This is a genomic window from Neobacillus sp. DZ-9 (genome assembly GCF_059587065.1).
This window is the reverse complement of record NZ_JCAIOL010000003.1, coordinates 555929-579798: the sequence shown is the minus strand read 5'-3', so window position 1 is coordinate 579798 and position 23870 is coordinate 555929. Positions and strand designations below refer to the sequence as shown.

The following is a 23870-nucleotide window of genomic DNA, read 5'->3' as shown; positions in this document are numbered from 1 at the left end:
ACCTCTCAATCCAACACATAATGGCTATATCATGACACCGTTTAAGCAGACATCAACAGCCATGTATAACAGGGCCTAAAGATAAAGGACTCAAAAATCAGTATTAACGGTTTAAAAGAATTTCATTAATTTAATCAATTTATTTGGCATTTACTAGCTAATGGTGGTGAACATTTATAAAATGTTCAAGCTAAATATCTAACAATTATACTCTTATTTGGATAGTTTTATTTATTGGAATATGAATTTTTATTAACTTTACATAGACTTAACCAGGCGTTAACACTAGATTTAAAGATTTGTTATATATTTTTATTAAAATGGTATTTGACGGGGGGCTTATATTTAGTGATTTTCTTTTAATTTGATTTTTTGGAGTCGCCAGACAGTTTATGAATTCGAATTTATACAATACATATTTAAATTTCTTTCAAGGGAATTTCAACTGGTGATGAATGCTGCAAAATAAATGATATTACCTAGGGGGTAACGTCTTGGGTTCAGCAATATCGAATATAACGGATGATATTAATTTCTTCATTTATCTCTTATTTGCAATTGTGTATTCGTATCAGATTGTATTCATGCTTGTTGCTCTCAAAGCAAAACAGAATCATAATTCAGGAACTAGCAATGTTCACCCTAATAAATACGCAGTGATTATCGCAGCACGAAATGAAGAAATCGTTATCGGACAACTAATCAAAAGCATTAAAGCCCAGAAGTATCCTAAGGAATTGATTGATATTTTCCTTGTAGCTGACAATTGTACCGACAAAACTGCCATGATTGCAGAGGAAGCTGGGGCAATTGTAAGGGAGCGCTTCAATAAAACTCAAATTGGTAAAGGGTATGCCCTCGATTATATGTTAAACATTATTGAAAGGGAATTTTCAACAGAAAAGTATGAAGGATTTTTTGTGTTTGATGCCGACAATCTCCTTGATGAGAATTACATTATGGAAATGAACAAAACCTTCAATCAAGGATACAGGGTTATTACCAGCTATAGAAACTCCAAGAACTACGGTCATAATTGGATTTCTGCAGGTTATTCACTTTGGTTCCTGCACGAAGCTGAATATCGCAATCATCCAAGAATGATTCTTAACTCTAGTTGTGCTATTTCTGGTACAGGTTTTCTAGTACATGCCGACGTTATTAGGGAGAACGGAGGCTGGACACACCATCTACTTACTGAAGACATCGAGTTTACCATTTCTCAAATCATTAAAGGCGAACAAATTGGGTATTGCAAAAACGCTATTTTCTATGACGAGCAGCCAGTCACTTTCTCCCAGTCCTGGCATCAGAGACTACGTTGGGCGAAGGGGTTTTACCAAGTATTAGGAAAATACGGATGGGAAATGTTCAGAGGTATTTTTCGAGGAAAAGGGAATAGATTTGCATGTTATGATATGACCATGACAATATTGCCAGCCATTCTCGTTACCTGTATCAGCATTCTGGTAAGTGTCTTATTGTATATAGCTGGTTTTTTTGAAATAATAAATGGAAAAGTGAATTTCTATGTAATCAGTATGACAATATTAAAATCCTTCGTCTATAATTACAGTATACTGTTTATCATGGGTCTAATCACAACTTTGACTGAGTGGAAGAAAATTCATTGCTCTGGCTGGAAAAAAATCGTATATACAATCACTTTTCCGTTGTTTATGGTTACCTACATTCCTATTTCAATCGTAGCCTTGATTAAGGACGTTGAATGGAAACCAATTGCTCACACAGTGGCGAAATCTCTGGATGAATTAAGATAATTGTACCGTTAGCATTAGGTGAAAACCAACTACTAGACTGATGTAGTAGTTGAGATTAATATATAGATGTAGAACGGAGTATACAGGTCCCATACAATGGGACCTTATTTAATTGGGAATCTTTGTTTTCATTTGTGAATTCTTGATAGGGATGTGTACCATGAACTATACAACTGAACGAACACGGCGTCAAATCATACAAAGTTTTATGCGTGTTTTACAAACGAAACGATTCTCACATATCACGATTCAAGATATATGTGACGATGCATTAATTCATCGCACGTCTTTTTATCGGTATTATGAAGATAAATACAGCTTGCTAAGAGATTTTATTTATCATTTATCTGAAGAGATTATTAAATTAAATAAGGAGTGTAATTCTGACACGTTTAAGTTACTGGTTGATTATGTAGATGAACATTTTGTGTTATTTGAAAATACGTTATTGGGGTCTGATGGGCATATCTTTTTCAAAAGCATGGTTAAAATTGCCAGTGATATTTTACGTGAACATTCAAAAACAGAGGATGATCCCATTTCAACAAAAATCAATCAGTCGAAGTATCCTGAGGTTATGTGTGACTTATACGCCACTTCGTTTATGACCATCTTACAGAATTGGGTTAGTAAAGAATATAATTATAAGAAAGAGGAGCTGTTCGAAATCTTCAATCAGGTGATGTTGTAATAATACAAATTGCTGATAATGTATTATTTTGATGCACTCGTTCTATTTTGGTTTTTGAACCCTTCCTAATCCCTTGCTATAGTGACTATTGTGAAGAGGGAATACGATGATGTTTTGTTTTTACTGAATGAGATCTACAGGAAAAATAAACATTTATTCGAAATAGGAGGGAACAAGTAGGGTGAGATCAATCATAAAAGGCCGTTGGGCTATATTTGCTTTATGGCTGATTGCAACAATAGTGCTTACAGTCATTCAGCCCGACATCAATGCCATACTGCGGCAAAAAGGACAGCAAGGAACAGGTAATGAGAGCCCTTCGGTCATAGCAGACAATATCCTCAAAAAGATGGATACAACCAAAGGTACGAACAACCTTATCGTTTTTTATGATAAAAATAAAATATCTAATGATGAAATGAAAAAAATCGGTGATGCAGTAAAGTCAATCAGTGATAGCAGCAAAGAACTTGGTATTACCGATATGATCGACCCTTTTAGTATGCCAGAAGCAAAAAGCTCTTTGGTTTCTAAAGATGGCACGACTCTTATGGTGAGTTTTAAGATTGATAAGAAATCAAGAGAAGTGGACGATATAAAAAGAGATTTTGATAGCAAACTTAATAAAGTACCTGTTAAGTACTATCTTAGCGGAGAAGATTTTATCAATAATGATTATCTAAAAGCTTCTGTATCAGGAGTTGAGAAGAGCGCTGCATTGACCGTCATCTTTATTTTAGTTGTGCTTATTATTGCGTTTAGATCAGTCGTAACGCCATTGATTTCCTTAGTGACGGTGGCCTTTTCCTATCTTGTTTCTATGGGAATTGCCGCTCAATTAATTGATAAAGCAGGATTTCCGATTACAAGTCTTACCCAAATGCTCTTAGTGCTTATCCTTTTTGGTATCGGCACGGATTACAACATCCTTCTGTTTAATCGATTTAGGGAAGAACTATCCCATGGACACTCGGTAGATGAATCGATCATCAGAACCTATAAAACGGCGGGTAAAACGATTGCTTATAGTATCCTCACGGTATTTATTGCATTCCTTGCACTAGTTTTTGCGGAGTCACCAATCTATAAATCTGGTGTGGTTGTGGCAATCGGTGTAACGATCCTATTGCTTGAAATTCTGACCTTAACACCTTTCATGATGAAAGTTCTTGGCAATAAACTTTTCTGGCCTTCTAAGAATGCAGGAGGCGGTCATAAGGAAAACAAGTTCTGGGGAGCAACATCCTCCTTTGCGACAAAGCGTCCATTCATAACGGTGATCCTTATCGTTTTAATCCTGGGACCGATGGTGTATTTCCACCAACAAAAGCTTAACTTTGATACGATTGGAGAACTTGGAAATCACTATCCTTCTACAAAGGGCTTTCATATCATTGCGGACCATTTTGGCAAGGGCCAGGCAATGCCTGCGACGGTTGTCATTGAAAATAGTTCAGCATTAAATAATAATGAATCGCTTGCGGTTATTGATAACGTAACGGAAAGCCTCAAGGCTATTAAGGGAGTAAAGCAGGTTTCTTCGGTAACCCAGCCTCAAGGAAAACCAATTGATGGTTTTTACGTCGACAGTCAAATGGGGTCGGTTACGGATGGCATTTCAAAAACGCAAACTGGTGTGGACCAAATCAATGATGGGTTAAAGCAGGCGCAAGAAAAACTAGGATCAGCTGACTTTTCGAAGGTCAACCAAATGGTTGACGGTACAGCAACGCTTCAAGATGGGATGAACGACTTAACTAATGGATTAAAGCAAATCCAAGCTGGTATTGATAATGGGTCAAGTAATTCACAAACGATCAGCAATGGGATTGCAAACATCGAAACAAATCTCTCAAAGATGAGCAGCGGCGTTGCCGTGTTATCTGATAATTATGGTAAAATGCAGGCTGGATACAAAGAGATGGGGACCAACTACCAATCTGCAGCACAGGCTCTTCTGGGTGTTAAAAGTGCACTCTCTCAAATGCAATCGATGATGACAGGCTTGGGTCAGAGTTATGCAAATGCCAATAGTGATGCCAATTACCAGGCATTGAAGCAAACCATCGATCAGTTATCAACATCGTTAAGTCTAATTACTCCTGAAGGCATTAAAGTATTAAATGATAATTACAATACCGTAACGGCCGGTTTTGCAGAAGCCAATAAAAATCTTTCAAGCATGAGCAGCGGTTTATCCCGAATGGCAAATGGCTTGAAAGAAATTGAAGCTGGACTTGATAGAACTTCTTCAGGAATTGGCACAATCGTAACAAATATGAACAAGGTAACGGATGGTCTTGGCCAAATGAAATCGGGTCAGCAGCAGCTGGCAGACGGACTCAATGGTTTCAGTGTCTTTGGGCAAAAACTATCGGATGTAAACGGCGGACTTAAGCAAATATCTGATGGGCTCGGACAAACGAACGGTTTCTTAACGCAATATAAAGGAAATAAAACTTTCTTTATGCCGAAGGAAGCCTTGACGGACAAGAATTTTGAAAAATCATTAGATGCGTTCATGTCCAATGATAGAAAGATTACAAAAATGCTGATTGTTTTAAAAGCTGATCCTTATTCTCCTGAAGCTTTAAATACAATTAATAAAATAAATGCAACGGTTTCCAATGGACTTAAAGGAACAGAGCTTTCTGATGCCAAGTCTGGTACATCTGGGCCAAGTGCAACAACAAATGATACAAATGATATATTGAGCCGGGATCTCAATAGAACGACAACGATTGTTATTATCGGAGTATTGCTGGTGTTGTTCTTTGTTATAAGATCTTTCTGGACACCAGTTTTCATAACGGCATCCCTTTTGGGAGCGTACTATGCAGCCATGTTCGTGATTAACTATATTTTCATAGATCTGAAGGGGTATGAAGGGGTATCTTCCTTCGTTCCGTTCTTCTCCTTTATCATTATTGTCGCCTTGGGAGTAGACTATAGCATATTCTTGATGATGCGCTTTAGGGAATACCCTCATATGTCACAGAAAGAAGCCATCGTGGTGGCTTCAAGACACATTGGCGGTGTCATCATTGCAGCCGTCATTATACTTGGAGGTACTTTTGCCACACTAATGCCTGCTGGAATTATGGTTTTATATCAATTAGCAGTAGCAGTTATTACAGGACTAATTGTGCTTTGCTTTGTGCTTCTTCCAATCTTTTTGCCAGCGATGATTGCTCTTCCAGGTGCGCTAGCAAATTTATCTTCTAGAAAAAAGGAAAATGAATTAAGCATAGAGGAAAAAGTAGTAAGGACCTAATTTCAAATAAAAAGCCGATCTACCTTCTATTTATAAAGAAAGAATCGGCTTTTTTTCTTAATTATCTGTTTGAATTTTTTAAAATGTAATAGGACTTCAATAAAAGCTTTCATAATACTGTATATTTCCCCAAGATTTTGATATACTTTATCCAAATATTTGAAGCAAGAGGTACATATCCGTGACAAAATCTAAAATACAATTCTGGCTGATTCAAATTTTGCTTGTTTTGTCGATTATTTTCGTTTCAACCAAAATTTCATTTATGTTTAAGCCTATAGGGGTCTTTTTCTCGACGGTATTCTTTCCAATTCTCATTACCGGGTTTCTTTATTTCCTTTTGAATCCGGTTGTGAATTTTCTGGAACGAAAAAAACTCCCAAGGGTAGCAGCCATTTTGGTCATATATGTTGTGTTTGCAGGTCTTCTTGTATTGGCAGGAGGAAGCTTAGTCCCAGCCGTTTCAAAACAGGCAGCAGAGCTTGCCAATGATCTCCCTGGCTTTGCTCATAAGACGACTGATTATGTTAATAATGTAGTAAAGTCATCAGAGTTTAAAAACTTTAGGGTTCAGCAGAGTGAAATGATTGATAATGTTCAGAAGCGGTTATTGGAGTATGCAAATACTCTTCCAAACAAACTGACCAACATACTTGTCGGCTTTTTTGGCATCGTCACCAATATTGCGATTATTCTTGTAACGGTTCCATTTTTATTATTTTATATGTTTAAGGATGGACAAAAATTTCCTAGAGCAGTATCAAAGTTCATTCCTTCCGATTACAGGGATGAGAGCTTAAAAATTTTAAAAGAAACAGGAGAGACACTATCCGCCTATATTCAAGGGCAGGTAGTGGTCGCATTGGCTGTTGGAACATTGGCCTTTATCGGATATTTAATCATCGGCTTACGCTATGCATTAATAATGGCACTGATTGTGGCCTTCACCAATATTATCCCGTATGTCGGGCCAATCATTGGCGGAGCGCCTGCCGTGCTGGTCGGTTTCTTTGATTCACCTACTAAAGCCTTATTGGTAATAGTTGTAATCCTGGTCGCCCAGCAAATAGAAGGGAACTTCCTTTCTCCGATGATTTTAGGAAAATCATTGGATACGCACCCAGCAACTATTATCATCATTCTTTTAGCTGCGGGCAATCTTGCAGGAGTTCTTGGAATGGTGTTGGCTGTCCCAACGTATGCCGTTTCAAAAACAATTGTTTTAAACGTAGTCCGATTTTTGAGAGCCAGAAAAGCGGCGAGAAATATAGTAGAAGGAACCTGAGTCATAGACACAGGTTCCTTTTAGGTTAATTTATTTTTTAAATTCATTTAATCGTTCATAAGTTTCAAGCAGGAAATCATAAAACAAAGCTTCGGTAGGAAGTAGTTTCCGTTGGGCGGGGTAGATGACACCGACTGAACGCGTGAGATTCTCATCAGATAATGGGACCATGACAGTGGAACGAGGTGTGTTATCTACCAAAGTCATCTCAGGCATCAATGCTACACCCAGACCTGCTGATACTAATCCTTTTAATGCATCAATATCTTTCCCTTCGAAGGCAATTTGGGGTGAAAAACCTGCATCATTACAGGCCCCAACAACCTGTTCGCGAAAAACAAACCCTTCTGGCAGAACACAGAATGGGTCATCTTTTAAGTCTCGTAACCTAATCGATTTCCGGTCAGATAACGGATGATGAAGTGGGATGAGTGCAACGATATTCTCCGTAAATAGTGTAGCTCCTTTAATTTTTTTCTCTTTTTCCGGATTGGGCATGGGGGCGATCATGGCCAAATTAAATTCACCATTTACAACACCATCTATTAAATCATAATAAAGGGCATTGCTCATTTGGAATTTCGCTTCTGGGTACCTAGTGCGAAATGCATAAATGATGAACGGCAAAGTATGAGCCGCCATGCTTATAGGGAATGCAATTCGAACGGTTCCTTTGTAAGGATTTAAATTTTCCTCTACTTCTCTCTTTGCATCCTCCATCATATTCCAGACTTGTTTCATCCGTTCAAAAAAAATTCTTCCAATTGGGGTCAACTTAACACTTCTTCCCTCACGGATAAAAAGTTTTACCCCCAATTCGTTTTCTAAATTGAAGATTTGTCTGCTCACGGATGATTGGGCAACATGCAATGCATCTGCGGCCTCCGTTACATGCTCTCTCTTTGCCACCTCTATGAAATATTGAATTTGCCTTGTTTCCATTTTGAATCACTCCATTTAATGCGTAAAATGCATTAATTTCATCGAAAATTAAGATTGTAACTATTAATTAATAAATTATAAAATGAAAACACATTGAAGAAAAGGAATTTTCTTAATTTTAAAATAGACCTGGGGCTGAAAACATATGAAAATGATGGAAAGAGTGGAAGAGAATCAAACGCAAATTGTAAAAGAATACGTAAATCGTTTAATGAAAGGTGTTCAATTACGTAATCCAAATGAATCGGAATTTCAGCAGGCTGTTAGAGAAGTCCTTGATTCTTTAGTACCTGTCCTTGTAAAAAATCCGAACTATATTAAACAAGCAGTTCTAGAAAGAATGATGGAGCCTGAGCGAATGATTATCTTTAGAGTCCCTTGGGTGGACGATAGAGGAAATGTACAAGTGAATCGTGGATTTCGTGTTCAGTTTAATAGTGCAATAGGACCGTATAAAGGGGGACTTCGGTTTCACCCTTCTGTTAATGCAAGCATTATAAAATTTCTCGGATTTGAACAAATCTTTAAAAACTCATTAACAGGACAGCCAATAGGCGGCGGAAAAGGCGGTTCTGACTTTGATCCAAAAGGTAAATCTGATTTAGAAATAATGCGCTTTTGCCAGAGCTTTATGACAGAGTTAAGCAGACATATTGGACCTGATATCGATGTTCCTGCTGGGGATATCGGGGTTGGGGCTAAAGAGATCGGTTATATGTTCGGGCAATATAAAAAGTTAAAAGGGGCTTATGAAGCAGGTGTCTTAACGGGAAAAGGCATTGGTTATGGAGGAAGCTTGGGACGGAAAGAAGCGACAGGATATGGCACCGTATACCTTGTAGAAGAAATGCTGAAAACTCAGGGATTAAGCTTTAAAGGAAGTACTGTTGTTGTATCTGGATCGGGGAATGTTTCGATTTATGCAATGGAAAAAGCCATGCAGTTTGGTGCTAAAGTGGTTGCCTGCAGCGATTCAAATGGCTATATTTATGATCCAAATGGAATTAACCTAGAAACGGTTATAAGATTAAAAGAAGTAGAGAATAAAAGAATAAATGAGTACGTTAAAGTACATCTTGATGCAGTTTATCAAGAAGGGTGTTCAGGAATCTGGACGATCCCATGTGATATTGCTTTACCATGTGCAACTCAAAATGAGTTAAACAAGGAAGCTGCTGAACGGTTAATTTTGAATGGAGTAAAGGCAGTCGGAGAAGGTGCAAATATGCCTTCTACTTTAGAAGCCATTGATACTTTTATGGAGCATAATGTTTTATTCGCACCTGCCAAAGCTGCCAATGCAGGTGGGGTTGCAGTTTCCGCGTTAGAAATGGCCCAAAATAGTGCACGGTTAGCTTGGTCACAAGAAGAAGTAGATATGAAATTACAAGCGATCATGAAAGATATTTATAGTAAGAGTATGAAAGCCTCAGAAGAATATGATGCCCCAGGAAATCTGGTTGTCGGTGCCAATATAGCAGGTTTCTTAAAGGTAGCAGATGCAATGATTGAGCAGGGAATAAATTAAATTCATATTTTTGTCTTGATGAAAGGTCACTGATAGTGGCCTTTTTTGTTATTTATTATTTTTCTGAATTTTTGTAATAAATTTTATATATGTAATTTACATATACAGGTAACATATTGTATAATATGTGTAAATTACATATATGAGTCTAATAGGTCATAAGGTAAAAAAGTTCATCATTTTAAGAATGGGGGCATTTTTGTGAGTGAGAAAGAGGAAATACTACTGTATAAAACTTCTAATATTTTAAAGAAAGATACAAGCATGATGAATCTGAACGATATTATTGAGGAACTAGTACGAATTATTGAATTAAATAAGAAGAATAACTCATAACTGGGATTTAATTAAAAGTACATGGTTTTCAACAGAATAATCTTGAGTTTTCCCAAACACCCATGTTTGGCTATTCACATAAAATGAAAAAGGCTAAATTTCGGGAGGGAAAATAGTGAGTTATTTTTTGCCTGCTCAAAGTCAGCAACCACTTTTAATACATGTGTCTTCTGGTCCAGACAGTGCAGGAAACGGCTTTTCAAACTTTGAGACATCGGTTTACCCTAACTTTTTTTCAGCTTTTGTGACAGCGGTATACCTTCAACGATACGGAACTCCAGTTACAATGTTTTTTAATGGAGAAGGTGTGAATGGATTAATTAAAGGAAGGCTGGCAACCATGATTGGCAATCCTGAAACGGAAAAAACGATCACAGAACAATTAGGGATGTCCATTCCTGATTTTCTCAATAGCGACCAACCACAAAATTTGTTGGAATGGGCACAGACATTTGTCCGCCATGGAGGGCAAGTAACCTACTGTGGAACAACCAATACATGGGCCGGAAATGCAAAATCCTGGTCTGATAATTCTAAAATGGAATCGTTCGCCAACCCGCTAAATATTCAACAGGTAGCTGCCATTGTAATGAATAAAAATAGGAATTATATTTCTTTATAAAGATTGGAAAAACCCAACAGCAGAGGCTGTTGGATTTTTTATTTAAAGTGAATGTATGTGATTACTAACAGAGACCACCAGCATATTTTTCATCTCCTTAGAACATCCTAAAGAGCTTTTGCATATAATGCTGACATGTCTTAATTTTTATAGGCAAATTACCTATTTTAGCTAATCCAAGCTAACCTTATCTTAATTAAAATCATACACATTTGAGTTGATCCAAAAGGTGGTGAGTAATATGGTGTTTGGTTACGGCTGGGGCGGGAATTGCTACGGCGGCGGCCTTTCCGGTGGCGGTTCTTTTGTTTTAATCGTAGTATTGTTCATCCTTTTAATTATTGTCGGAGCATCTATGACTTATTAATAATCCAATACACGTTCTATCGGTAAAAATCATTATACTGGAGGTTATAAAATGAGCGGTGGACATGGGAGTGGTTTTGCGTTAATCGTAGTATTGTTCGTTCTTCTTATCATTATTGGTGCATCATTTATGTACTATTAATTTGGAATAAGAGAAATAAACCAAGAAAAAAGCGGGTGCGATTGTTCAAGAAGAACAGTCGCTTTTTTACTAACGGAGCAGGTTAGCATTATAATTCAAATGTGGAGGAGCCTTATTTCAAAGAGGGAATCCTTTTTTTTCTATTGTTGGTTTTAAAAAATATTAGACAAAATAAGAGATACTAATATTGATAAGCACCCAAAAACGAGAAGTAAAAATTGAGCCAAATTCAAATCATGGCTTTATTTAATTATTAATGCTAGTTGCACTCCCTTTCCTTGTTAAATAAGCAAACAGAAAGAGCATGTTTTGAAAAAAATTGATCAATACATGCTCATAATAGAATAAACCGGTTTAATCCATATGCTATTTTGTTCTTGATGACTGGAAATACGAACTTTTCTTTATCTGATGGATTCCATTCAGTCACAGCTTTTACCTTTTAGAAATGCTATTTATAAATATTGCAAAGAATATTTTTATTCTTCTGTCGGATTATTGGGTCCGTTCAGTTCTAATTGATAAAAAGCTAAGTCTAGCCATCTATTGAATTTAAAACCTGCCTTTTCTATTGTACCTGAATGAACAAAGCCAAAGTTTTTATGCATGGCAATGCTTTTTTCATTTGCGGCATCAATTCCAGCAATTAAGGTCATATACTCTCTTTCCTTGGCAGTAGCGATTAATTCTTTCATTAAAAAAGTCCCAATGCCATTTTTTCTGTATTCCTTGTCTACATAAACAGAATGTTCAATAGAATATTTATAAGCGGGCCATGCTCTAAAAGGACCGTATGTCGCAAAACCAACCACTTTATTATCTTGTTCGCATACTATTATTGGATAACCTTCAACCATCTTTTGTTCATACCAAATTTGTCTGCTTTCAAGCGTTTGGGGTTTATAGGCGTATACAGCAGTAGTATTGAGAATGGCATCATTATATATATCTAAGATGTCTATTAAATCCTTTTGAGTTGCTTCTCTTATCATTTTTTTCTTCCTCTCATAATAAAATTGTTTTTCCCTATTTATTGTAGAATGTTCCATACAAAACGTAAAATTGAACTTTTTAACCCCTTGCTATAGGATAAAGTTATAGCAACGCATCCAGCAAATTCAGATAAGAGAAGGTGAGAACATGACGCCCCAACAATTTCGATACATAGTGGAGATTGCCAAGCATAATTCTATTAGTCAAGCTGCCTCTGCACTTTACGTAACACAGCCGAGTATCAGCAAAGCGGTACGTGAACTCGAATCAGAGTTAGGGATTACTATTCTAGATAGAACGAATAAAGGCGTTATCTTCACAAAAGAAGGAACAGAGTTATTATTTTATGCAAAAAAGCTTCTAGAACAAATGGAGTCTGTTGTCCATCATTTTAACAAAGAGAAAACAATAAACTTAACAAAGTTTTCTATCTCATCTCAACATTATGGTTTCGCTATAGAGGCAGTTGCAAATTTAATGGATTATTTTGCCGACAGGAAATATGAGCTGTCGATTCGGGAAGGTAAGACAACGGATGTAATTGATGACGTATATGCAAGCAGAAGTATCCTTGGAATTTTATCTTTGACAGATTTAAATAAGCATTTTTTTGAGCGTTATTTCAGCTCAAAATCACTAATGTTTACTCCCCTTGGTTCACTGAAACAGCACGTTTTTCTCCGAAAAGAGCACCCTCTAGCTCATCTTGAATCCATTACCTTGGAGCAGTTAAGGGACTATCCTTATCTAACCTACCAACAGGACGACATGATGCTTCATTTTGCGGAAGAAGCCCTGAATGTAGACAATATCGGGAAACTAGTCTATCTCAAGGATAGAGGGGCAATGAATAATCTCCTGTCAAATACAGATAGTTACAATCTGGGAACCGGCTGTATTGTGAATAATTACATGAACCCCAATATTATCTCTATTCCATTGGAAGGCAGCAATATGATTCAATTGGGATTGGTGAAACGAAACGATGTATTTTTGCCGGATGAGCTCTTGGTTTATGTTGATTTTTTAAAATTAGCTATGGAAAAATCTAAGCCGAAGGAAATGTAACCCCGTCCTAATTTTAGGACAGGGTTATACATTTTTAAGGTTAAGCTTAGGAATGACCGCTGCGGCGGTCAGTTTTCTTTTTGGACCGTAGGGGCAGTAAAGACACAGGGTAAATTAAATAAAACTTCTTTGGGAATTGATTATTTTGGATAATATGCCATTTACATTGGGAAGATAATTTGGATAAGTAATAGGCTAGTAGGCTTTTTAACCTTTTACCGATGCATTCAAAGAAGGGGATTAGAGTGATGCAAAAGGTGATTTATTCTGTACATATGTATATTCTTCTCATCATGTCTACTGGATTTATGGTCCATGTATTGCTGCATCCCGTTGTTTTAACTTCATCCAAGCGGGACGCATGGATATCTGTAATCGCGAGCTTTGCCCCTTTCATCGTTTGGACGATACTTATATATTTCCTGCACAAAAAGTTCGGACAAAAAAACATTTTTACTTTAATATTTTCATTACCTCCCTGGATTTCATATGGCATCAGTATTTTATTTGGAATTTATTTTTTTCTGACTTCGTTTATCACATTCAAATATACAATCTTCTGGGCTAATGCGAATTACACGTATGACATCCCCAATTTTATGATCGCGCTTTTATTCGCTTTTCTTTGCTATTATGCTTCACATAAAGGAATTCGTACCATTGGTGCCATCTCATTTTTCTTATTGCCTTTTGTTGTGATGTTTGGTTTTTTAGTGGGAATTGGAAATATTAAAAATAAAGATTACAGCATGCTCTTTCCAATTTTTGAGCATGGATATAGACCTTTTCTTCACGGAATGATGTATACATGTGCCAGTCTCTTCGAAACGATCTATTTTCTTTTCATTACGCCTTATCTGAAGAACGGAATCAAAATGAAAATGTTCCTGACTGTTGCCATCTTTATCTTCCTTTTAACGCTCGGTCCATTAATTGGAGGCATCGCTGAATTTGGTGCTGAGGAGGCAGGAAAGCTGAAAGTTCTTGCGTATGAACAATGGAAGTTATTGAAACTTGGCACCCTTATCACCCGTCTTGATTTTTTGTCGATCTTCCAGTGGTTCTCTGGAGCATTCATACGGATCTGTTTAAGCATGTTAATCGTAAACCAGCTATTTTTTCGCAAAAAGAATCGCTGGATTCTACCCATTCTTTATAGTTTGCTTATGGTTAGCGTGGTCATCCCATGGGATTTCGAGTCATTTTATTCGTTTTTGTATTCCATCTATTACCCTGCAAGCCTCGTTTTCCTGCTTTTTTCTTTTGGACTATTGCTCCTTCTGAGCGTAATCAAAGGTGATGTTCATGAATAAAACGGAACTGACGACATTCAAACTAAAAGAGTGGTTTAAGAACTCATCCGATATTGTTATAATAACAAAATCCTATAAAGGGATTGTTTCTTTCCAGTCTCTTACCTTTTTGTATAGCCCAAATATAGTGAATACAAATACGATAAACGAAACAATTCTACCTATAATAACGGATGTGATCGAGAAAGAGCGAAGGTTTACGATTGAACGTTTAAACAGCTTCTTGGGAATCACGAAACTTACAGTTGATGAACATATCAAATATGAAATTGAGAAAAAGCTTTTTTCCGGAGAATTGGTCATATTTAATGAGGATTCAAAGGATGTATATTTTATTTCCATCTCAAATCCGCCAAAGAGAAGCCCGGAAGAATCCAATTTGGAGACTTCCGTAAGAGGACCAAGAGACGGCTTTGTGGAAAATATCAATGATAATATGGCATTAATCCGTCAACGATTAAAAACGTCTTCCTTAAAAAGTATAGAGTATACAATCGGTGAAAGAAGCAAAACCAAAATATTATTGCTTTATATCGAGGATATTTTTAACCCCTCGATTTTGGATGAAATACAAAAACGGATAGGATCTTTAAAAATAGATGTTTTAAACAGCAGCTATCAATTGGAAGAAATGCTCTATGACCGTACCTATTCCATTTTTCCGTTAATGGATTACATTGGCAGACCAGATTATGTTGTGGATTCCTTGAATCAAGGGAGATTTGCCATATTAGTAGAGGGCAGCCCTAGCTGTTTGCTTGGTCCGACAAGCGTGAATCAATTGTCGTTTTCTCCGGAAGATTCGAATAATAGCTTTTTTTATGTCAGTTTTGTCCGAATCTTAAGGTTGGTCGCATTATTTACTACGATGTTTTTACCGGGGTTTTACATTGCTTTGATCACGTTTCAAACGGAACAACTGCCTTATACCCTGCTTGCAACCATTTCCATGTCGAGAGTCGGGCTACCTTTAACAGGTTCAATGGAAGCATATATTATGCTAACCTTGTTTGAACTGTTTAAAGAAGCAGGTCTTAGGCTCCCAAAAGCTGTCGGACAAACCGTGGCTGTTTTAGGTGGATTGATTATCGGTGATGCAGCCATCCGAGCAGGATTAACGTCCCCATCCATGCTGGTTGTCATATCGATTACCGTGATTTCAGGTTATACATTGGTGAACCAAGATATTGCAGGAAATGTAATCATTCTTCGCTATTTTGTCCTTTTTCTGTCATCTATGTTTGGTTTGTATGGATTTTTTATATCCTTTTTTATCATCATAACTTTAGTTTTTTCGCTTGAAAGTTTCGGTCAACCATATGTTTCCCACTTTGTAAATGCTAATTTGCCTGAAATCTTAAAATCCTATCTAAAGTTTCCCTTTAAGCTTTTAAAAAAACGCAATCAAGCCTATCAGCCTAAGGATAGCACAAGGCAAAAGGAGTAGTTTTTATGAAGAGCTTTATCATTTTTATAATCTTAATTACTCTGTCGCTGCTTTTGACAGGTTGCTGGGGGGCAAAAAAAATTGAAGGGGAAGTATATATTACCGCCCTTGGGTTTGATTATAAAAATGGGAAATTCGAAGTGTATTCCCAGGGATTGAATTTTGGGAACATTGCTAAACAGGAAGGAGCCAAAATAGAAGATTTGCCTGTTTTGATCGGGGAAGCGAAAGATGAAAACATCCTATCAGCATACGGTGCATTAGAACAAAATACCTCTATGCCATTGAGTTTGGGACATGTTAAGGCAATCATATTAAGCGAAAGGATCATTAAAGAAAAAATGGCGGATGTGATCGATATCATGGGTCAATCGCCAAATCTTCGGTACAACATATTCCTTTTTGGCACAAAAGAGAATCTAAAGGAATTGTTACAAACTCATAGTTTTTTTAATTATTCGCAATTGTATTCAATCATCCATGGACCGGATGAGTTGATCAAACAAAACTATTCACTTCCAGTTCTGAGGTACAATCAATTTACTTCCCGTTATTATCGACCAATTGGAACCATCATGATTCCGTCTTTATCCATTGATAAAGCCCGTTTTTCAGAAGGAAAATCAAAACAGATAGCGATACTCAACGGAGAATACATAATGTCCCAGCAGAATTACAAAGGCTGGTTAAATAAAGAAGAACTTAGCGGGCTCAGGTGGTTCTCTAAAGGCATCCGTTCATTTAATGTCCGGGTAGCAACGAAAACGGTAGCGGTAAAAATAAAAAATCCCAAAACAAAAATTGTGGTTTTAAAAGGGAACCAGCCCTCATATAGGATTGCGGTAAAAGGACAGGCTGCCCTGTACCAAAATTCCGATAACAAAATATACAGGAAAATGCGAAGCGAAATAAATAAAAAAATTAAAAACGATATTCTAACGACCATACAAAAAGGCGACAAATTGAATACAGATGTCCTGAATATCAGCGAAAAGTCTTATAAATACCATTTAAAACATTGGGATATCCGTGCGATTAGAAGATTTAATCTGCATTCTGTAAAAGATATAAAGGTGGATATTGAGATAATCGAATCGGGAAAATACAAATAATGAAAGCCATAAAGATACAGTATTGGTTGTAGGTTTATAATTTATGATTAGATTGCTCTCAAACAAGGGGTGTAAAATCTCGTTTTGAAAACTTGAAAACGTTTTTAATTAGTGATATTCTTTAATAAATATTTTTGTTCGGTGTATTTCGTCTTGATGATCACTAAGAGCAAGGATAGTAATATATTGTGTGTTTAACACACTAGGAGGCAATTGAAAAATGGAAAATGGTAAAGTAAAATGGTTTAACAGCGAAAAAGGCTTCGGATTCATCGAGCGTGAAGGTGGAGAGGATGTTTTCGTTCACTTCTCAGCTATCCAAGGCGAGGGCTTCAAAACTCTTGAAGAAGGTCAATCCGTTACTTTTGACGTAGAGCAAGGTAACCGTGGACCTCAAGCGGCTAACGTTCGTAAAGCTTAATTCAAAAATAATTTTTTACTTTTACAAATGGAACACCCCGTCATCGTTAGATTCAACTAACCATGACGGGGTGTTTTTATGTCCAAGCCTTTTTTAAAAGCCCTACACCTAATTGTATTTCCTCACATGTAAGATTACTGAAGCCGAGCTTAATCATTGCATCTTCAGTATGATTCTTTATGAAATAGATGGTGGTAGGATACACTTTAACCCCATAAATGGAAGCACGCTCGATTAACCATTCTTCTGAACGATTTAGATGTACCTTAACTAAAACGTACAAACCAGACTGTTCCCCAATAATGGATATATTTTTGTTGAAGTGTTTTTTCAATTCTGAAACTAAGCACTGCATTTTTCGCTTATACACAAGTCGCATCCGTTTAATATGGCGATTCCATTCCCCCTCTTCCATAAATTTAGCCATTGTAAGTTGGCTAGGAAGGGAAGTGGTACTCTCGAAATGAAGAAATTGGTGTTTATAACGGTTTAAAAGTAACTGTGGCAGCACCATATAACTTAGACGGACTCCTGGAAGAAATGACTTTGAGAAATTTCCTAGGTAAATAACTCTTGTTGAATCAATGGAAGCAAGTGCTGGAAATGGCTGCTGCGTATAACGAAATTCACTATCATAATCGTCTTCGATAATATATCCATGCATCTTGTTAGCCCAATGAATAAGCATTTGTCTTTGTTGAATAGACATGCTTACACCTATTGGACTTTGATGGGAGGGGGTTACATAGATTAACCTTGAAGTCATTTGTTCTAATTTTGAAAAATCAGCACCTGTTTCATAAACTGGTAAAGTTTCAAAAGTGAAACAATGAAATTGAAAAGCCTCCCTTGCGCCATCATAACCTGGGTCTTCTACAATAATGCTAGTAAAATCATCCTTCAGGATTTGTCCGAGATAAATCAACATTTGTTGGGTACTACTGCCAATTATAATTGCATTTGGATCTGTTTTTACCCCACGAGATTGGAGTATATATGTTGCGATTTGTTCACGCAAGCACAGTTCACCAAAGGGTTCCCCGTATCGAAAGCTCTCCTGTAATGTTAAAACTTGATTTGCTATTCTTCTCCAAATTTTTAAGGGAAAATTAGTTTGATCTACGGTTCCTGCTCGGAAATCAATTAAGTCTGGTTTCACTGACCTTGTTTTTGTTTTATTAGAAAGGATCTGTGCATCTTTAAATAAAAGCGGCTCTAATTCATTTACAAAAAAACCTTTTCGACCTTCTCCACGTATATAGCCTTCAGCTACAAGCTGCTCATATGCCATTAATGTCGTATTACGGCTTACTTGCAAAGAGTCTGCAAGTTGACGAATGGAGGGCAAGGGATCTCCGGCTGGTATGTCTCCACGCTCTATAAATAATTTAAACTGTTCGTAAATTTGTTTGTATTTGGGGGAATCATTCATAAAGGCAAAAATAGTATTTTTCATTTAACCACCGATGACATGTTTATTTTTTTAATATTGTACCTTTTTAGATGTCAGTTAGCATAATAAAATATTTAAGTACAAGAAATTCAAGCTGCTTATAAATTAAGTCAGAACCGTAATGAGGAGGATTATCTAAACATCGTTGATCAACTGCATAGGGAGGAAAATCTAAATTCTCGACAAATGGCAGAAGTGATGAAAAAGAGAGTAAAAGATATGGAGAAATGAGGAGAAGACATTATGTATATACCTAAACATTTTCAACTCAATGATGAAGAAATGATTTATGATTTTATCAAGGAGTACAGCTTTGCCACTTTATTTTCTCAGCACAATGGAGAACCATATGCTACCCATCTTCCACTCACATTAAATAAAGGTGAAAATGCCTTATATGGTCATTTTGCTCGCCCGAATGAACAATGGAGAGATATAGGAAACCAACAAATTCTTGTAGTTTTCCAAGGTCCCCACTGTTATATATCTCCGTCTTGGTATGAAACTTCAATGGCAGTCCCTACCTGGAATTATGTTTCAATCCATATTTATGGAAGGCTGGAGATTATCGAAAATCAAAAAATAATATTTGATTCCTTAAATGACATGGTAAACAAATATGAAAAACCAGATAGAACATACAATTTAAATGAGATAGATTCCAGTTTTATTGAAGGAATGACGAAAGGGATTGTACCGTTTAAAATAAACATTACAAAGATGGAAGCGAAAGCTAAATTAAGTCAAAATCACCCAGTCGAACGACAACAGTTAGTGATTAAGCAGCTTGAAAACTCATCTGAACAAAGTAATTTACAAATAGCATTTCTTATGAAAAAAAACCTCAAAAGAATTTAGGTAAGGTAATCTTTAACGTATGGAAGTATTGGATAAATGACAACTTTTATATATTTAAGTTCTAACGGTAGCGATTGTTCGATTTGGTGACGTTTTTCATATTCAAATAATAGGTGCTTGTGTTGAAACTGAGCTGTCATCGTGGCAGCTTTTTCTTTTTCCACTTAGGAGGCAGGATAATTGAATAAGATTTGGCGAATATATCCCCTAAAAAAGCTTTTAGCCTTTTCTTCCTTTCCTAAAACCCAAGTAAAAAACACCCAAACTATATGATACAAACCCGAAAATAATCATAATAAGCTTCTTATGCAAATTCCACAGTAAGGCTATACTGGAAATGAAAGTTCCTTTTGTATGCAAATAATAGAGATAGACAATTAGCAGGGATAGGAAAATAAGAAAGATTACCTTAAGTAAACGAAAGAAATTCAAATTGTCGAGAAAAAGTGTTATCTTACTCTTCTTTTTTGAGGAAGATTTTTTTGGTCTTGTTTCTGTCATAAAATTCTCCTCTCGATTTTTTGTAAGAAAATGAAACCTTTTAATTAATAATAAATGATGAATCAATAGTTATAAACCTATAAAACTCGTAGTATTTAAGCGTGATTATTTTGATTATAGAAATTTCCTTTCCTTTCATCAAGTTTTGCTCTCAGAAAGAATCATGTTAATGCACAATTAATCCAACTACAATACTTCACAAAGTTAGAGATAAAGCAAATTTCACTAGAATCGCCTTTTCTGTTACACCTTTAAGAAGCCCTTCTAACGCTTCGTAAGAGCACTTCCCATTTCAAACAATGTAAGGAGCACAAACAATTGGTAGCCACTCTTCATTTTCCATTATAAAGCACTACTTAAGCTAACAGGGGATTGAGTTTAGTATTGATTGCTACGGCAACCCTTTTTTCGTATTAACCTATTTTTTCAATTAATTTTTAATGAAGAATTCATTAATATAGAAAATGCATTCATTTATCGTGCTACATTGTATTTATATAAAATTGAAGGTTATTTTAACTTTAAGTGGTTTGTTTTATAAAAAAATGAAGGCATTTATATGTCATATTTAGTTTATTTGAACAACGAAGTGATCAAACCGAATGTAGGGTTCTTAGAATTAATTAAACGATGTGAAGTATTTTATTTAATCTATCGGGTACTTAAGAAGAAGATGGGGTTTCGGTGACAATGACCAAGTTAAGAATCTAAAAGTTGTTTTTTAATTTAAAAATGCAGAAATGTAGTGCAAACACTACTCTTATTTATAGGAGGATAGAACAATGAATACACGGGAAATCAAGGTCAAAAAACAAGGTTGGATTCCTAAAAAGGAACGAATATGGGTAATCGTTACGATTATTGTCGCTGCTTCGATGATGCTTTGGGAACTCAAGGGACTATTACAGCTTTCATTAACCACTCTGCACAGCAGGCAGTTCGAACATACATTTAAAGCTTTTGGCTCCAATGCAAGAATTGCCTTATTTTTTGTACTTGCTTATTATGTGCTTCTTCGTGTTATTAGGCTTCGTATGCTGAAAGGTCAAAGCAAGGTGAAGAAGTGGTTATCCACTTTACTCCGTCTTACCCGAAGATGGCATACTCCAGCTGCGATTATCGCCATCGCTTTAATTATCTTGCATACGGTAGCTGTCTTTATGCACGGTTTCAAAATTGATTTTAATAATATAAGTGGATTACTTTCCTTGCTAGTCCTGCTTCCAGTTCCTATATCGGGAATATTTCGATATCAAAGGATGGACCGGAAGTGGCATTTGCGGTCTGGTGTTGCTTTTGCAATTCTATTTTTAATTCACTCTTTTTTATAGCCAACGTGTTATAAACCGTATTTGAGTTTGATAAATAGTCTATTTTCAGGTGAAATGAGTGTATAGCCTAGTTCATTAGAGAATAGGCTATTTTTTATAAACAAAAACACCGCAAAAGCGGGGCAAATGAATAGACATTTTACTTTACCTTTTTTGTTGTAAATTTACGTTTTGCGATAGGAAACGAAAACAGTTATAGGTACATTTGGTCTTTTTTTATAGAAATCGCCAATCATAGCATAAAAAAATGAAATTGGTCTTGTACCATAAGAGCAGGGATTCATGCATTTATCTTATCGTCATATTTCTCCCTAATACGCTTGATATCCTCAATAGGTGGAAGACCAAACATACGGGAATACTCTCGGCTGAATTGCGATGGACTTTCATAGCCCACCCGGAATGCAACATCAGCGGCATCTGTTGACTCGGATAATAACAAGCGACGGGCTTCCTGCAGCCTCAGTTGTTTTTGGAACTGTATCGGGCTCATGGCGGTTACTTCTTTAAAGTGTCTATGAAGTGACGAAACACTCATGTTCGCGATTTCCGCAAGCTCCTCAATGCGAAAAGACCTATCATAGTTATCCAGGATATGTTGTATAGCATCACTAATTTGAAAAGTAGAGCTTCCTTCTATTGCTATTTGCTCCAGGATAGATCCATGCTTCCCCTGCAGAACCCTATAGAGAATTTCTTTTTTGAAAAGAGGAGCAAGTACCGGAATTTCTTTAGGATTTTCTAGTAACAAAGCTAATCTGTTTACTGCGTCCAACAAAGATGGTTCAATCTTGCTGACAAACATTCCTCGTTTTGCACTTTCTTTCGGGCCAACCCGAATTTCGGAATCACTTAAAACCTCTAAGATTTGACTTGGTGTAAATTCCAGCTTAAGAGCCAAATAAGGAATGTCGGTGGAAGCTTCTATTACTTGGCCGCTAACTGGCAAGTCAACGGATGCTACCAGGTAATCGGATGGACTGTACCTAAAGCGTTCCTGTGCCAGAGATACTTCCTTCACACCTTGAACCACAATGCAAAGGGAAGGTTTGTATACTCTGTAAATTGGTTCGGTAACATTAGACTCACGAATGAAAAATAAAGATGGAATATCGGTAGTATGAACACCATCCCAGCCTGAATATCGCTCAATGAGTTTAGCAAGTTCATCCTGCTGTTTGTTTATTTGATAAGACATACAATCCTCCTTTGTTCATCATCATTGATGTTCCTATTATAATGCCTCTTTATTTAAAGCGTAAGTGGTTATGAGAGGATTAGGCAATCTTTTGCGACGAATGAGATACCGATTACGTTTTTATTTGTTAGATAATAAGTGAGTAGAAAGAACAAATGAAAAACAACTGAAAATAAAAATGAAAGGAAGAAAATTAATGCAAAAACGCAAATTGGGGAAAAGTGGATTAGAAGTTTCTGCAATAGGGCTCGGTTGTATGGGGATGAGTCATGGTTACGGCCCAGCTTCAGATAAGAGAGAAATGATTTCTCTAATCCATAAGGCGTTTGATCGTGGTGTGAATTTCTTCGATACCGCCGAAGTTTATGGTCCATATGTGAATGAGGAGCTAGTAGGGGAAGCTTTAGCCCCATTAAAGGGAAAGGTGATCATCGCCACAAAATTCGGTATCCAAATGGAAAATGGCAAACAGGTGCTTGACAGCAATCCGGAGCGCATTAGGCAATCAGTCGAAGGCTCGCTCAAACGCCTTAAAGTGGATACCATTGACTTGTACTATCAACATCGTGTCGACCCAAATGCTCCGATTGAGGAAGTAGCCGGAGCAGTTCAAGACCTAATCAAGGAAGGTAAGGTAAAACATTGGGGACTTTCTGAGGCGGGAGTGGCAACGATACGCCGTGCACACGCAGTTCAGCCGCTTACAGCGATTCAAAGTGAATACTCCATGATGTGGAGAAGTCCTGAAGAAGAACTGCTGCCTGCGCTCGAAGAACTGGGGATTGGCTTCGTTCCATTCAGCCCATTAGGAAAAGGATTCCTAACCGGAAAAATTGATAAAAATGCTACATTCGGTAACTCCGATTTCCGCAGTATTGTACCTCGCTTTAAGCCGGAGAATCTCGAAGCGAACCAGGTATTGGTCGAATTGATCAAGAACATTGCTGCAGTAAAGGACGCATCGCCCACTCAAATCGCCCTTGCATGGGTGCTTGCCCAGAAGCCATGGATCGTTCCAATTCCAGGCACTCGCAAATTGGAGCGTCTGGAAGAAAATCTTGGTTCAGTGGAAGTTGCGCTGACTCCTAAGGAACTAAGTGATGTAAATGAAGCACTCTCGAAGATCGAAATTTTGGGAGACCGCTATCCAGCAGAATTCGCAAATAGAGTGGGAAAATAATAGCCATTTGACATAAAAAATGGAGGAT

Annotated in this window: 20 protein-coding genes and 1 pseudogene; 17 read left to right on the top strand and 4 right to left on the bottom strand. The window is 36.9% G+C overall.

The genetic code is table 11. The features are described from left to right. The first annotated feature begins 494 nt into the window (after positions 1-494). The 4 genes from AC59HZ_RS11220 to AC59HZ_RS11205 all read left to right on the top strand — a co-directional run bounded on the left by AC59HZ_RS11220 (position 495) and on the right by AC59HZ_RS11205 (position 7031). A complete protein-coding gene (locus AC59HZ_RS11220; protein ID WP_496545873.1) occupies positions 495-1781 on the top strand; it encodes a glycosyltransferase family 2 protein in 1287 nt (428 codons plus the stop codon). 160 nt (positions 1782-1941) lie between these two features. Further along, the gene (locus AC59HZ_RS11215) at positions 1942-2472 is read left to right on the top strand and encodes a TetR/AcrR family transcriptional regulator (RefSeq protein ID WP_496545872.1); all 531 of its coding nucleotides are present in this window, start codon (positions 1942-1944) and stop codon (positions 2470-2472) included. A 181-nt stretch (positions 2473-2653) separates the two neighbouring features. Continuing rightward, the gene (locus AC59HZ_RS11210) at positions 2654-5746 is read left to right on the top strand and encodes an MMPL family transporter (protein ID WP_496545871.1); all 3093 of its coding nucleotides are present in this window, start codon (positions 2654-2656) and stop codon (positions 5744-5746) included. A 181-nt stretch (positions 5747-5927) separates the two neighbouring features. Beyond that, positions 5928-7031 (top strand): AI-2E family transporter, encoded by a 1104-nt coding sequence (locus AC59HZ_RS11205; protein WP_496545870.1) that lies wholly within the window; start codon positions 5928-5930, stop codon positions 7029-7031. A gap of 30 nt (positions 7032-7061) precedes the next feature. Here the strand turns inward: AC59HZ_RS11205 and gltC are convergent, their stop codons facing one another. Further along, entirely contained in the window at positions 7062-7973 is a 912-nt protein-coding gene (gltC, locus tag AC59HZ_RS11200; RefSeq protein ID WP_496545869.1) for a glutamate biosynthesis transcriptional regulator GltC, read from the bottom strand. 154 nt (positions 7974-8127) lie between these two features. On the opposite strand from gltC, the gene gdhA reads away from it, so the two are divergent. From gdhA to AC59HZ_RS11180, 4 genes are all read left to right on the top strand, one after another. Further along, the gene (gdhA, locus tag AC59HZ_RS11195; RefSeq protein WP_496546044.1) at positions 8128-9501 is read left to right on the top strand and encodes an NADP-specific glutamate dehydrogenase; all 1374 of its coding nucleotides are present in this window, start codon (positions 8128-8130) and stop codon (positions 9499-9501) included. Positions 9502-9952: 451 nt separating this feature from the next. Further along, entirely contained in the window at positions 9953-10459 is a 507-nt protein-coding gene (locus AC59HZ_RS11190; protein WP_496545868.1) for a hypothetical protein, read from the top strand. A gap of 241 nt (positions 10460-10700) precedes the next feature. Beyond that, positions 10701-10826 (top strand): YjcZ family sporulation protein, encoded by a 126-nt coding sequence (locus tag AC59HZ_RS11185; protein ID WP_496545867.1) that lies wholly within the window; start codon positions 10701-10703, stop codon positions 10824-10826. Between the two features lie 51 nt (positions 10827-10877). Further along, positions 10878-10967 carry a YjcZ family sporulation protein gene (locus tag AC59HZ_RS11180; protein ID WP_496545866.1) on the top strand — a complete coding sequence of 30 codons (90 nt, stop codon included), beginning with the start codon at positions 10878-10880 and terminating at the stop codon, positions 10965-10967. Between the two features lie 479 nt (positions 10968-11446). Here the strand turns inward: AC59HZ_RS11180 and AC59HZ_RS11175 are convergent, their stop codons facing one another. Continuing rightward, complete coding sequence (locus AC59HZ_RS11175) at positions 11447-11959, bottom strand: GNAT family N-acetyltransferase (protein WP_496545865.1); 513 nt, start codon at positions 11957-11959, stop codon at positions 11447-11449. Between the two features lie 148 nt (positions 11960-12107). Between AC59HZ_RS11175 and AC59HZ_RS11170 the strand changes: the two genes are divergently transcribed. The 5 genes from AC59HZ_RS11170 to AC59HZ_RS11150 all read left to right on the top strand — a co-directional run bounded on the left by AC59HZ_RS11170 (position 12108) and on the right by AC59HZ_RS11150 (position 17321). Continuing rightward, positions 12108-13028 (top strand): LysR family transcriptional regulator, encoded by a 921-nt coding sequence (locus AC59HZ_RS11170; RefSeq protein ID WP_496545864.1) that lies wholly within the window; start codon positions 12108-12110, stop codon positions 13026-13028. A 248-nt stretch (positions 13029-13276) separates the two neighbouring features. Beyond that, complete coding sequence (locus tag AC59HZ_RS11165) at positions 13277-14341, top strand: endospore germination permease (RefSeq protein ID WP_496545863.1); 1065 nt, start codon at positions 13277-13279, stop codon at positions 14339-14341. Continuing rightward, positions 14334-15788 carry a spore germination protein gene (locus AC59HZ_RS11160; protein WP_496545862.1) on the top strand — a complete coding sequence of 485 codons (1455 nt, stop codon included), beginning with the start codon at positions 14334-14336 and terminating at the stop codon, positions 15786-15788. Before AC59HZ_RS11165 ends, AC59HZ_RS11160 begins: the two co-directional genes overlap by 8 nt. A gap of 5 nt (positions 15789-15793) precedes the next feature. Continuing rightward, positions 15794-16900 carry a Ger(x)C family spore germination protein gene (locus AC59HZ_RS11155; RefSeq protein WP_496545861.1) on the top strand — a complete coding sequence of 369 codons (1107 nt, stop codon included), beginning with the start codon at positions 15794-15796 and terminating at the stop codon, positions 16898-16900. Between the two features lie 220 nt (positions 16901-17120). Beyond that, positions 17121-17321, top strand: coding sequence for a cold-shock protein (locus AC59HZ_RS11150; protein ID WP_223587661.1), 201 nt, complete (start codon positions 17121-17123; stop codon positions 17319-17321). Positions 17322-17397: 76 nt separating this feature from the next. Here the strand turns inward: AC59HZ_RS11150 and pdxR are convergent, their stop codons facing one another. After that, the gene (gene pdxR / locus AC59HZ_RS11145) at positions 17398-18777 is read right to left on the bottom strand and encodes a MocR-like pyridoxine biosynthesis transcription factor PdxR (RefSeq protein WP_496545860.1); all 1380 of its coding nucleotides are present in this window, start codon (positions 18775-18777) and stop codon (positions 17398-17400) included. A 75-nt stretch (positions 18778-18852) separates the two neighbouring features. Between pdxR and AC59HZ_RS11140 the strand changes: the two are divergent. From AC59HZ_RS11140 to AC59HZ_RS11130, 3 genes and pseudogenes are all read left to right on the top strand, one after another. Then, positions 18853-19005: pseudogene (locus AC59HZ_RS11140) on the top strand (FMN-binding negative transcriptional regulator); the annotation flags it as partial. Between the two features lie 12 nt (positions 19006-19017). Then, complete coding sequence (locus AC59HZ_RS11135) at positions 19018-19632, top strand: FMN-binding negative transcriptional regulator (protein WP_496545859.1); 615 nt, start codon at positions 19018-19020, stop codon at positions 19630-19632. Between the two features lie 1283 nt (positions 19633-20915). Continuing rightward, positions 20916-21464 (top strand): hypothetical protein, encoded by a 549-nt coding sequence (locus AC59HZ_RS11130; protein ID WP_496545858.1) that lies wholly within the window; start codon positions 20916-20918, stop codon positions 21462-21464. Between the two features lie 280 nt (positions 21465-21744). On the opposite strand, the gene AC59HZ_RS11125 is transcribed toward AC59HZ_RS11130, so the two are convergent. After that, a complete protein-coding gene (locus tag AC59HZ_RS11125; protein WP_496545857.1) occupies positions 21745-22662 on the bottom strand; it encodes an AraC family transcriptional regulator in 918 nt (305 codons plus the stop codon). Between the two features lie 196 nt (positions 22663-22858). On the opposite strand from AC59HZ_RS11125, the gene AC59HZ_RS11120 reads away from it, so the two are divergent. Beyond that, positions 22859-23842 (top strand): aldo/keto reductase, encoded by a 984-nt coding sequence (locus AC59HZ_RS11120; protein WP_496545856.1) that lies wholly within the window; start codon positions 22859-22861, stop codon positions 23840-23842. Positions 23843-23870 lie beyond the last annotated feature (28 nt).